Origin of the sequence: Allobosea sp. (genome assembly GCF_035944895.1) — a bacterium.
GTDB lineage: Bacteria > Pseudomonadota > Alphaproteobacteria > Rhizobiales > Beijerinckiaceae > Allobosea.
Genome location: NZ_DASZAT010000006.1, coordinates 1 through 11976 on the forward strand (window position 1 = coordinate 1; position 11976 = coordinate 11976).

At 68.1% G+C, this 11976-nt stretch carries 12 protein-coding genes; 1 reads left to right on the forward strand and 11 read right to left on the reverse strand.

Features of this window, described 5'->3' with window-relative positions; genetic code table 11:
• Positions 1-1062 (reverse strand): citrate synthase (gene gltA / locus VGV58_RS08580; protein WP_326873598.1); only part of this gene is annotated, 1062 nt, incomplete at its 3' end.
• Between the two features lie 268 nt (positions 1063-1330).
• Positions 1331-2749: a glutamate--tRNA ligase gene (gene gltX, locus VGV58_RS08585; RefSeq protein WP_326873599.1), complete on the reverse strand. Its 1419-nt coding sequence runs from the start codon at positions 2747-2749 to the stop codon at positions 1331-1333.
• A 211-nt stretch (positions 2750-2960) separates the two neighbouring features.
• Between gltX and VGV58_RS08590 the strand changes: the two genes are divergently transcribed.
• Positions 2961-5180: a ComEC/Rec2 family competence protein gene (locus VGV58_RS08590; RefSeq protein WP_326873600.1), complete on the forward strand. Its 2220-nt coding sequence runs from the start codon at positions 2961-2963 to the stop codon at positions 5178-5180.
• Here the strand turns inward: VGV58_RS08590 and lexA are convergent.
• From lexA to VGV58_RS08635, 9 genes are all read right to left on the reverse strand, one after another.
• The gene (lexA, locus tag VGV58_RS08595; protein WP_326873601.1) at positions 5174-5908 is read right to left on the reverse strand and encodes a transcriptional repressor LexA; all 735 of its coding nucleotides are present in this window, start codon (positions 5906-5908) and stop codon (positions 5174-5176) included. The two genes, VGV58_RS08590 and lexA, sit on opposite strands and share 7 nt — an antisense overlap.
• A gap of 103 nt (positions 5909-6011) precedes the next feature.
• Entirely contained in the window at positions 6012-7223 is a 1212-nt protein-coding gene (locus tag VGV58_RS08600) for a molybdopterin molybdotransferase MoeA (protein ID WP_326873602.1), read from the reverse strand.
• A 2-nt stretch (positions 7224-7225) separates the two neighbouring features.
• Positions 7226-7708 carry a cyclic pyranopterin monophosphate synthase MoaC gene (gene moaC / locus VGV58_RS08605; RefSeq protein WP_326873603.1) on the reverse strand — a complete coding sequence of 161 codons (483 nt, stop codon included), beginning with the start codon at positions 7706-7708 and terminating at the stop codon, positions 7226-7228.
• Positions 7705-8517, reverse strand: a complete 813-nt coding sequence (gene trpC, locus VGV58_RS08610; protein ID WP_326873604.1) for an indole-3-glycerol phosphate synthase TrpC — start codon at positions 8515-8517, stop codon at positions 7705-7707. The genes moaC and trpC overlap by 4 nt, the downstream gene beginning before the upstream one ends.
• Before the next feature lie 8 nt (positions 8518-8525).
• Positions 8526-9539: an anthranilate phosphoribosyltransferase gene (trpD, locus tag VGV58_RS08615; protein WP_326873605.1), complete on the reverse strand. Its 1014-nt coding sequence runs from the start codon at positions 9537-9539 to the stop codon at positions 8526-8528.
• Positions 9540-9553: 14 nt separating this feature from the next.
• Positions 9554-10171: an anthranilate synthase component II gene (locus VGV58_RS08620; RefSeq protein WP_326873606.1), complete on the reverse strand. Its 618-nt coding sequence runs from the start codon at positions 10169-10171 to the stop codon at positions 9554-9556.
• A 136-nt stretch (positions 10172-10307) separates the two neighbouring features.
• Positions 10308-10844 carry a DUF1579 domain-containing protein gene (locus tag VGV58_RS08625; RefSeq protein ID WP_326873607.1) on the reverse strand — a complete coding sequence of 179 codons (537 nt, stop codon included), beginning with the start codon at positions 10842-10844 and terminating at the stop codon, positions 10308-10310.
• Between the two features lie 54 nt (positions 10845-10898).
• On the reverse strand, positions 10899-11450 hold the full coding sequence (locus tag VGV58_RS08630) for an SRPBCC family protein (protein ID WP_326873608.1): 552 nt from the start codon (positions 11448-11450) through the stop codon (positions 10899-10901).
• 29 nt (positions 11451-11479) lie between these two features.
• A complete protein-coding gene (locus tag VGV58_RS08635; protein WP_326873609.1) occupies positions 11480-11896 on the reverse strand; it encodes a DoxX family protein in 417 nt (138 codons plus the stop codon).
• Positions 11897-11976: the final 80 nt, after the last annotated feature.

The window sequence follows — 11976 nt, forward strand, 5'->3', positions numbered from 1 at the left end:
GAAGTACTCGTCGTGCAGGGCGATGCGCTCGAGCTCCATGGCGACGTCGAGCAGCGGATCGTCCTTGACGCCGAGCTCGGCCAGGACCTCATGCGTCGTCTTCTGCATGATCTTGGCGCGCGGATCGTAGTTCTTGTAGACCCGGTGACCGAAGCCCATCAGGCGGAACGGATCGTTCTTGTCCTTGGCCTTGGCGATGTATTTCGGGATGTTGTCGACGCTGCCGATCTCCTCGAGCATTTTCAGCGCCGCCTCGTTGGCGCCGCCATGCGCCGGGCCCCACAGGCAAGCGACGCCGGCGGCGATGCAGGCGAAGGGGTTCGCGCCGGACGAGCCGGCGAGCCGGACCGTCGAGGTCGAAGCGTTCTGCTCATGGTCGGCGTGCAAGGTGAAGATGCGGTCCATCGCGCGCGAGAGAACCGGATTGACCTTGTAGTCCTCGGCCGGCACGGCGAAGCACATGCGCAGGAAGTTCGAGGTGTAGTCCAGCGAGTTGAGCGGGTACACGAAGGGCTGGCCGATCGTGTACTTGTAGGCCATCGCCGCCAGCGTCGGCATCTTCGCGATCATCCGCATCGAAGCGATCATGCGCTGCTGCGGATCGGAGATGTCGGTCGAGTCGTGATAGAAGGCCGACATGGCGCCGACCGAGGCGACCATCACGGCCATCGGGTGCGCATCGCGGCGGAAGCCCTGGAAGAAGCGGGCCATCTGCTCGTGCACCATGGTGTGGCGCGTGACGCGATAGTCGAAGTCAGCCTTCTGCGCCGCCGTCGGCAGCTCGCCGTAAAGCAGGAGATAGCAGGTCTCGAGGAAGTCGCCGTGCTCGGCAAGCTGCTCGATCGGGTAGCCGCGATGGAGCAGGACGCCCTCGTCGCCATCGATATAGGTGATCTGCGACTCGCAGCTGGCGGTCGACGTGAAGCCGGGATCGTAGGTGAACATCCCGGTCTGGCCGTAGAGCTTGCTGATATCGATGACCGACGGCCCGATCGAACCCGCTTTGACCGGCATGTCGACGGTCTTGCCTTCGACAGCCAACTGGCTGGTATTTCCGCTCATGGGTCCGATCCTTTCAGGCTCGTTCTTCAGTCATGTGCCCGGTCGAACGGGGGCACCGGCTGCGTGTCGCGTTCCGGCGTCATCCGAACGTCCCACAATGACGGCTCCATGACGGGAATGTCGGGACGTCCAGGCGGGCAGGGTTCATCGAACTGATTTTGAAGCATTTTTTATGCCGGACCGGCAGCGGGAGCAGCCGGTCCGCAGCGCGTTGCTAGACCAATTCCGCGAGGGGTTCAACCGAGCGGTCATTAGCCTTTCCGACGCATCAGGCCGCGTCGGCGAGGCGCGCAAGCACCTCGTCGCGGCCGAGCACCGCCATCACGTCGAACAGGCCGGGCGATGTGGTCTTGCCGGTCAGCGCTGCGCGCAGGGGCTGCGCCACCTGGCCGAGCTTGACGCCGCTCTCCTCGGCGAAATCGCGGATCGCGCTCTCCAGCGGCGGCGGTGCCCAATCCGAGACCGCCGAGAGCTTTTCCGCCAGTTTCGGCAGGCGCTGGCGCGCTGCCTCGTCGAGCAGGGCCGCTGCCTTGGGCTCCAGGGCCAGCGGGCGCTGGGCATAGAGATAAGAGGCGCTGTCGATCAGCTCGATCAGCGTCTTGGCGCGGTCCTTCAGGCCGGGCATCGCCGCCATCAGCTTGGCCTCCAGCTCCGGAGCAGGCTCCGTGCCGATGCCGCGCGGCGGGCCGATCTCCGACCAGATCGCCTTCAGCGCGGTCATCAATTCGTGATCCTCCGACTGGCGCATATAGAGGCCATTGAGGTTCTCGAGCTTGGCGTAGTCGAAGCGGGCCGGCGAGCGGCCGATCGAGGACAGGTTGAACAGCGAGACCATCTCCTCGGGAGAGAAGATCTCCTGGTCGCCATGGCTCCAGCCGAGACGCAGCAGATAGTTGCGCAGGGCAACCGGCAGATAGCCCATCGAGCGATAGGCATCGATGCCGAGCGCGCCATGCCGCTTCGACAGCTTGGCGCCATCCGCGCCGTGGATCAGCGGGATGTGCGACATGCTGGGAACCGTCCAGCCGAGCGCCCGGTATATCTGCGTCTGGCGGGCGGCATTGGTCAGGTGGTCGTCGCCGCGGATGATATGGGTGACGCCCATGTCGTGATCATCGACGACGACGGCGAGCATGTAGGTCGGGTTGCCGTCCGAGCGCAGCAGCACGAGATCGTCGAGATTCTCGTTCTGCCAGACGACGCGGCCCTGGACCTCGTCCTCGACCACGGTCTCGCCGGTCTGCTCGGCCTTGAGCCGGATCACCGGCTTGACGCCCTCCGGCGCCGTCGCCGGGTCGCGGTCGCGCCAGCGCCCGTCATAGCGCAGCGGCTTGCCCTCGGCGCGCGCCTTCTCGCGCATCTCCTCGAGCTCCTGCGGCGTCGCATAGCAGTAATAGGCCTTGCCGGCGGCGAGCATCTGCTCGGCGACCTCGCGATGGCGGGCGGCGCGCTGGAACTGGTAGACCGTCTGCCCGTCCCAATCGAGGCCGAGCCAGGCGAGGCCGTCGAGGATCGCGGCGATCGCGCCCTCTGTGGAGCGTTCGCGGTCGGTGTCCTCGATGCGCAGCAGCATCTTGCCGCCATGACGGCGGGCATAGAGCCAGTTGAACAGCGCCGTGCGGGCGCCGCCAATGTGCAGGAATCCGGTAGGCGACGGCGCGAAGCGCGTGACGACCGTGTCACTCATGAAAGGAGGCTCCGGCGGAACGGGTAAGCGTGAGGCGAGGGCGACTGGGATACGGGCCTCGGCCGGGGCTGACATCCGGCGCCGTCGCTGTAACATGGCTTGCCGGCTGCCGTTAAGAGCCTCCTGCGGGGAGGGGGCGCGATCCTCGCGTGGCCGCGACGGGGGACGAATGCTCTCCTACGGGCCAGAACAGCGCCGTAGCAGGGTGGGCGTGCTGGCTCTGCCTGCGCGCTTGCGGCGTGCCGCCCATTTTGCCCAGCCATTATCTGCTTTCCTGCCCGATTGGGGCGGGCGCCTCCGCGAGGTGCTCGAAACCGAGATCGAGCGCCGCCGCCTGTTCAATTGGCTGCCGGTCTGCATGGGCGCCGGCGTGCTGTTCTACTTCCTGGCCGATCGCGAGCCTGGTCTGGCCGCGCCTTTGGCTGGACTGATGCTGTCCTCGCTCGCCGCGATGCTGATGCGGCAGCGCCGTGCCGTCATGGCAGCCTGCATTGCGGTCGCGGCGGCGTTTGCCGGCTTTACGGCCGCGACCTGGCGAACGGCAAACATTGCGGCGCCGGCGCTTGCCAGGAACCATGTCGGCAAGCTCACCGGCTTCGTCGAGACGCTGGAGCAGCGCGAGAAGGGCGTACGCATCGTCATCCAGGTCACCGACCTGCCTGGTGTCGAGCCGGCGCAGCGGCCGCGGCGGGTGCGCGTCACCACGCCGGTGACGACGCTGAAGCCCGGCGACCATATCAGCGCGACCGCGCGCCTGTTGCCGCCGCCCGGTCCGGCTCGGCCCGGCGGCTATGATTTCGCCCGCGATGCCTTCTTCCAGGGCATCGGCGCCGTCGGCAACATCGCCGGCAAGATCGTGCTCGCGCCGGCCCCGACCCCGATGCCGCGCCGGCTCGCCCTGGCGGTCGCGATCGATCAGGCCCGCAACGCGCTGACCGAACGCATTGCGACCAGCGGCGGCGGGCAGGCGGGGGCGATGGCGGCCGCCCTCGTCACCGGCAAGCGCGGGCTGATCAGCGAAGCGACCAACAACGACCTGCGCGCCGCCGGCATCTACCACATCGTCTCGATCTCGGGCCTGCATATGGTGCTCGCTGCCGGCACGATCTTCTGGCTGGTGCGGGCCTTGCTCGCGCTGTCGCAGACGGCGGCGCTGCACTGGCCGGTGAAGAAGCTCGCGGCGCTTGCCGCCATGCTCGGCGCCACCGCCTATTGCATCTTCTCCGGCGCCGATGTGGCGACCGAGCGCTCGCTGATCATGACGCTGGTCATGCTCGGGGCGATCCTGGTCGACCGGCCGGCGCTCTCGATGCGCAATCTCGCTCTGTCCGCGATCATCGTGCTGCTGCGCGAGCCGGAAGCGCTGCTCGGGCCGAGCTTCCAGATGTCGTTCGGGGCGGTGGCGGCGCTGATCGCCTTCGCCGAGCGCTGGCAGGAGCGGGCGCCCGATGCCGCGGCGGCTGCATGGCCCTGGCCGCTGCGGCCGCTCTGGCTCTCGGCGGTTGGCATCCTGACCACCACCATGGTAGCGACCGCGGCGACGGCGCCTTACGGCGTCTACCATTTCCAGACCTTCAACCCGTTCGGCCTGCTCGGCAACGCGCTGGCGCTGCCCTTCGTCTCGCTGATCGTGATGCCGGCCGCGGTCTTCGGCGTGCTCGCCTATCCGTTCGGGCTCGACTGGCCGGCCTGGGCGCTGATGGGCTGGGCCTCTGGCTATGTGCTCCAGCTCGCCCATTGGGTCGCCGGCATCGACCGCTCGACCGTGGTGCTGCCGGCTTTCGGCTCGACCGCCCTGATCCTGTTCTCGCTGTCGCTGCTCTGGCTGACCTTGTGGACGACGGCGCTGCGCTTCCTGGCCGCGCTGCCCTTGGTCGGCGGGCTGGCGCTGGCCTCGGCGCCGTCGCGGCCTGACATCCTGATCGAGCGCGACGGCTCCGGAGTACTGGTGCGCGGGTCGGAGGGCAAGATGGTGCTGGCCGGCAAGCCGAGCCGCTTCGTGCTGACGCAATGGCTGCATGCCGATGGCGATTCACGCGCCCCGGACGATGCAGCGTTGCGCAATGGCGCTGCCTGCGATGCGCGCGGTTGCGTCATCCGCCTGCCGGATGGCCGCTCGGTTGCCTATACGCGCGACCGCATCGCCCTGGTCGAGGATTGCCAGCGCGCCGATCTCGTGGTGACGTCGCTCTACTGGACGGCCCCTTGCGCTGCCCGCCTGATCGACCGCAGCGCGCTCATCCGCGACGGCGCGACCGCGTATCACACGGCTCGCGGCGGCTGGCGCGCCTATACGGCCGACGACGTCTCACGCCTGCGTCCATGGACTCGCGCGCGACCGGAACCGAGGCCGGCGCCAGAACCCGCTCCTGCGCCGCCAACTGCAGCTGCAACTTCGGAGCCGGCACAGGACGCCGAGGCGCCTCAGTAGCGCCGCATCAGATTGACCAGGCGACCCTGGATCTTAACCCGGTCGGGCCCGAGCACACGCGTCTCATAGGCGGGGTTGGCGGCTTCGAGCGCGATCGAGGAGCCGCGCTTGCGCAGACGCTTCAGCGTCGCTTCCTCATCGTCGATCAAGGCGACGATGATGTCGCCGGTATTGGCGGTGTCCTGCTTGCGGATCACGACGGTATCGCCGTCGAGGATACCGGCCTCGATCATCGAATCGCCGCGGACTTCGAGGGCGTAATGCTCGCCGCCGCCGAGCATGTCGGCGGGCATCGAGACACTGTGGCTGCGATCCTGTATCGCCGAGATCGGTGTGCCGGCGGCGATGCGGCCCATGACGGGAATGGAAACCGTCGAACGCCCGTTCTCTTCAGCCGGCGGGCGCGGCTTTGCCAGAGTGGCCGCCGGGGCGGAGGCAGGCGGGGTCTGGCCGAGGCCGCCCTGGACGACGGAGGGGCTGAAGCGGCCGCGCTGTGCCTGCGGCCCGCCGATGCCGTCCGGCATCTTGATGACTTCGAGCGCGCGCGCCCGGTTCGGAAGCCGGCGAATGAAGCCGCGTTCCTCAAGCGCCATGATCAAGCGATGGATGCCGGACTTGGAGCGCAGGTCGAGCGCGTCCTTCATCTCGTCGAAGGAGGGCGGCACGCCGGATTCACGCAGGCGCTCATGGATGAAGCGGAGCAGTTCGAACTGTTTGCGTGTCAGCATGGTCGCGCCGCTCGCCTCTCGGGCTAGAATCGAAACAAAGCACGAACACCATAACTGTTCGCCTTGTGTTCCGCAAGGCGCTTCCTCTCCTAAGGTGAATGACTTAGCGCAACCGGATGATGCGGCAGGGATCGCCTGCCTTGGCCGCTTCGGCAAAGGCGGGTCGGATCACCAGGGCCTCCGCCCGCGACAGGTTCGCCAGCATCGAGGAATCCTGCTTGGCGAAGGGCCGGACCCGCTGTTCGCCATCGACCGTCTCGATGGTGGCGCGCAGATAGTCCTGGCGCTCGTCGTTGGCCGGCAGGTCGGCCGCGAGAATGGCGGGCTCGCTGCGGTCGCGCTCGGGATCGGCGATGCCGAGCAGGGCCTCGACCAGCGGCATGGCGAAGAGATGGCCGCAGACGATCGAGGAGACCGGGTTGCCGGGAAGGCCAAGTGCAACCATGGGCCCGAGCCGGCCCATCATCATCGGCTTACCCGGGCGCATCGCGATCTTCCAGAAGCCGAGCGCCATGCCTTGCGCCTTCAGCGCCGCCTGGACGAGATCGTGCTCGCCGACCGAGGCGCCGCCGAGGGTGATCAGAACATCGGCGCCGGCGTTGCGTGCCGCCTCGATCTTGGCGGCCAGGTCGGGGTGGTTGTCGCGGGCGATGCCGAGGTCGAGCGCAGTGCCGCCAACCTGCTCGATCAGAGCGGCGAGGGCGAAGCTGTTCGAGGCGACGATCTGGTCGGGGCCGACAGGCTCGCCCGGCAGGACGAGCTCGTCGCCGGTGGCGAGGATCGCGACCAGCGGCTTGCGGCGGACCGAAAGCGTCGGATGGCCGGCCGCGGCGGCCAGGCCGAGTGCGGCGCTGTCGAGCCGGCGGCCGGCCTTGAGCAGGACCTCGCCGGTCTCGAAATCGAGCCCGGCCGGGCGGATGAACTGGCCTTTGCTCGCCCGCCTGGTGACGCGGATGACCGGACCGCCGACGCCCTCGGCATGCTCCTGGATCAGGATCGCGTCGGCGCCATCGGGGATCGGCGCGCCGGTGAAGATGCGGACTGTTTCGCTTGGGCCGACGGGGCCGGGAAAGCCGCGGCCAGCGGCGGATTCGCCGATGACCTTGAGCTCCTTGCCCGGCTCCAGATCGGCCGCGCGGGCGGCATAGCCGTCCATGGCCGAATTGGCGAAGGGCGGCTGGGTCCGGAGCGCCGCGACATCCGCAGCCAGCACGCGGCCGGCGCATTGCGCCAGCGGCAGCGTCTTGACCTTGGTCGGGCCGGGCACGCTGTCGAGCAGCGCCTTGAGCGCGACCGGGACGGGGGTGAGGCTCATGCCTATGGTCCTGCGATCTCGTAGGTTCCGGACTTGCCGCCGGATTTATGCACGAGTCTGATACCTTCGATATGCATGGCGCGATCGACCGCCTTCACCATGTCGTAGACGGTGAGGCAGGCGACGCTGACGGCAGTCAGCGCTTCCATCTCGACGCCGGTCTTGCCGGTGAGCTTGACCTCGGCGCGGACGCGCACGCCGGGCAGGGCCTCGTCGATCGACAGGTCCACGGAGATCTTGCTCAGGAGCAGCGGGTGGCAGAGCGGGATCAGTTCATGCGCGCGCTTGGCGGCCATGATGCCGGCGAGGCGGGCGGTGCCGAGCACGTCGCCCTTCTTGGCCTCGCCGTCGCGGACGATCGCCAGCGTCCCGGCTTGCATCACCACGTGGCCTTCGGCGATGGCCGTGCGGACGGTCTCGGCCTTGTCGCCGACATCGACCATATGGGCTTCGCCCTTCTGGTCGAGATGGGTGAGGCGGCTCACGCCGCGGCCTCGGCCGTCTTGCCCGTCAGAAGCTCGCGCGTCGCGGCCGTCACGTCGGCCTGGCGCATCAGGCTCTCGCCGACCAGGAAGGTGTTGACGCCGCAGGCCTGCAGGCGGGCGATATCGGCATGAGTGAAGATGCCGCTTTCACCGACCAGCAGGCGGTCCTTCGGCACGCGCGGCGCCAGCCGCTCGGTGACGGCGAGGTTGAGCTCGAAAGAACGCAGGTCGCGGTTGTTGATGCCGACCAGCCTGGTGTCGAGCGTCAGCGCCCTGTCGAGCTCGGCCTCGTCATGGACCTCGGCGAGCGCGGCCATGCCAAGTGCTTTCGCCGTCGCGACGAGTTCGCGCGCGGCGGCATCGTCGAGCGAGGCCATGATGATCAGGATGCAGTCGGCGCCCCAGCTCCGGGCTTCGAAGACCTGGTAGGGCTCGAACATGAAGTCCTTGCGCAGACCCGGCAGGCCGGAGGCGGCGCGGGCTTCGGCGAGGTATTCCGGCCGGCCCTGGAAGGAGGGCGTGTCTGTGAGCACCGAGAGGCAGGCCGCGCCGCCAGCGGCATAGGCTTTTGCCAGCGCTGGCGGGTCGAAATCGGCGCGGATCAGGCCCTTGGAGGGCGAGGCCTTCTTGATCTCGGCGATCAGGGCCGGGCCGCCGGCGCGGTGCTTCGCTTCGAGCGCGCCGATGAAGTCGCGCGGGGCAGCTTGCGCCGCGGCGCGCTTTTCGATCTCGGCCTGCGGCACGGCGGCGCGGGCCGCCGCGATCTCCTCGCGCTTATAGGCCTCGATCCGCTTGAGAATATCGGACATGGATGGCCTCACGCATTGGAGCTGGCGACGAGAGCCGCGAGCGCGGCCTTGGCCTTGCCGTTGTCCAGCACCGCATAGGCCTGCGCCAGCCCCTCGCCGAGCGCTGCGGCCTTGCCGGCGACGACGAGCGCAGCGGCGGCGTTGAAGGCGGCGATGTCGCGGAAGGCGCTTTTTGCGCCGCCGAGCACGTCCTGCAGCGCCTGCGCGTTCTGCGCCGGCTCGCCGCCGCGCAGATCCTCGGGCCTCGCGCGGGAGATCCCGACATCCTCGGGCGCGATGTTGAAGCTCTCGATCTTGCCGTCCTTCAGCGCGATCACGCGGGTCGGGCCTGTCGTGGTGATCTCGTCGAGGCCGTCGGAGCCGTGCACGGCCCAGACCGTCGTCGATCCCAGCGACTGCAGCACCTTGACCATCGGCTCGAGCCAGGTCTCGGAGAAGGCGCCGATGAGCTGCTTCTTCACGCCGGCCGGGTTGGAGAGCGGGCCGACCAGATTGAAGATCGTGCGGGTGCCGAGCTCGGTCCGCACCGGCGCGACATGGCGCATCGAGGCATGGTGGGTCGGCGCGAACATGAAGCCGACGCCAGCCTCGGCGATGCAGCGCTCGGTGCCCGCCGATTCCAGCCCGACCTTGACGCCGAGCGCGGTCAGGACGTCTGCCGCGCCCGAGCGCGAGGATGCCGCGCGGTTGCCATGCTTGGCGACTGGCACGCCGCAGGCCGCGACGATGATCGAGGCCAGGGTCGAGACATTATAGGAGCCCGACGCATCGCCGCCGGTGCCGACGATGTCGATCGCGTCGGCCGGAGCCTCGACAGTGATCATGCGCGAACGCATGGCGGTGACCGCGCCGGCGATCTCCTCGGTGGTCTCGCCGCGCACGCGCAGCGCCATCAGGAAGGCGGCAGCCTGCGCATTCGTGACCTCGCCGGAGAGCATGGATTCGAAGGCGTCACGAGCCTCCTCGCGCGACAGCGAGGCGCCGGTCGCGACCTTGGCGATGAAGGGTTTGAAGTCGTCCATGGGAACTCGATCGATCAGGCTGTCGCGGAAAGGGCGGTTTTTTGAGTCTGGCGCGACCATCGCTCGGCGAGATCGAGGAAATTGCGCAGGATCGTCCCCCCGTGCTCCGAGGCGATGCTCTCGGGGTGGAACTGCACGCCGTGGACCGGCAGGTCGCGATGCGACAGCGCCATGATCATGCCGTCGCCGGATTCGGCCTCGATCGAAAGCTCGGCCGGGCAGCTCTCGCGGCGAACCACAAGCGAATGATAGCGCGTCGCCTCGAGCGGGCCGTTGATGCCATGGAACAGGCCGCGGGCCCGATGGGTGATGGTCGAGACCTTGCCGTGCATCGGCAGGGGCGCGCGCACGACCTCGCCGCCGAAGACCTGGCCGATCGTCTGCAAGCCCAGGCAGACGCCGAAGATCGGCTTCCGGTCAGCGCCCTGGCGGACGAGATCGAGGCAGATGCCGGCTTCGTTCGGGGTGCAGGGGCCGGGCGAGAGCACGATCGCGTCATGGTCGCCGGCGAGAGCGTCATCGACGGAGAGCGTGTCGTTGCGGCGCACATCGACCTCAGCCCCGAGCCCGCCGATCAGGTGGACCAGGTTCCAGGTGAAGCTGTCGTAATTGTCGATCAGCAGGATGCGCATCGCCTCTAGGCCGTCCCCAACCCAGTTTCTTTAGGGCTTGCACATGCCCCCGAACGCGCGTGCGGGTCAAGCGCGAGGGCGCGGAGCTGGTTGCTCTGCGCCCTCGAAAGTCTTCAGCCGTGTCGGCGCCGGGCTGTCATTTCACCCGGCGGTAATGCGCCGTCATGAACTGGACCCACTGGCCATCCTCGCCCTTGGCGCGCGAGGACAGGACATGATGGTCCGGCCCCTTGATCTCGACGATGTCCTGATAGGCCGCCGTCTTGCCGGGCTTGGTGAAATCGGGCCCCTCGGTGTCGAGGGTCAGCACTTTGCCGTCGGCGCTGCGGGTGCCGGAGTAGACCCACTGACCGCTCATCATCGAGCCGACGAAGGAGCCGACATAGCGTTCCTTGAGCGGATCGTAGCCGAGCGTGATCCGGGTCGTCGCCGGGCTGCCGTCTGGCATGGCGCCGGTGCCGTCGCCGACGAGCCAGAGCCCGCCGATGGACGAGTAGGATTGCGTGCCCGAAGACTTCATCGGCGGCTGGTCCGGCCCCATCATGCACTCGGTCTCATAGGTCCATTCGCCGATGAGCTGGTGGAGCCAGTCATGCTCCGCCTGGGGCTTCGACGGCATGCAACCGGACAGGTCGCCGGCCTGCCGCTTGTCGAGTTCTGCTGCGTTGGTCATGGCACTTCCTCCTTTGCTTGGCTTCTCTGGGGTGAACAGTCGAATGCGCTGAGGTCAGGCCGCGGCAGCAACCAGCTGCGGCCGCTCGGTGGCCTGCTTGAGGGCGGCCAGGCCCTTTTCGAAATCGCCGCCGACCATGCGGTCCATGTTGAAGATCGTGCCCATGACCTTGCCCATGAACGGGCAGGCGCCCTGCATGTGCCAGGTCACCAGCGTGCCGCCCTCTGCCGGGGCAAGGGTGAAGGTGATCAGGTTGTGGCAGGCCATCGGCTTGGTCATGTCGAGCGTGACGGCGAGCTTCACCGGCGCCTGGACCTCGACGATCGTAAGCTCGCCGGTGCCGGCCTGCTTGTTGCCGTCGAAGACGTAGACGGCGCCGACGCCGGAGGTCGCGCCCTTGAAGCTGCGCTTCATCGCCGGATCCTTCTTCTCATAGGGCGACCAGGCGCCCCATTCCTGGAAGTCCGCGAGCAAGGCAAAGATGCGCTCGGGCGTCGCCCGGATCGTCGCGGAACGGCTGACCTGGAAAACATCGGGCTTGCGTGCGGCGACAATGAGGAGGCCGGCGACAAGGGCGAGCACGGCGATGGCGATGTATGTGAGCATGGCACTCTCCTGTGTTGGGGGGGTGGGGGTCAGGCGTCGAGACGGACGGGGATCAGGCGGCGCAGCCGTGCATCGCGCAGATAAAGGCCGCCCCAGGCCAAGAGGCCGAGATAGAGGCCGAAGAGGAGATGGCTGAAGAGCGGGCTGCCGACGCGCAGATGCGTCGCCATGGCGCCGCCGAGCAGGCCGGTCAGCAGGATGGCGCCGAGGATCGAGGTGCGTGGCAGCGCGTAGAGCAGCGCTATGACGAGCGTCATCACGCCGAGCCCGCGCGCCAGCTCCGGCGAGCCGGAGTAGCCGAGCTGCTGCATCGTCTCGGTGACGATGGCGAGCGGCGCGAGCTTGATGCCGCCGTCGAAAATCAGGAAGGCGACGACGAGGCCGCTCATGATGCGGCCGGTCCAGAGCTGTCCCGAGGGTGTGTTGGTCGAGGCGTCGGACTGCATGGAAGGCTCCGATTGGGCAAAGCTCCGCCGACCCGGCTGCGAAAGCAGCCGAACGGAAAGCCAATGACGATGTGGATGGC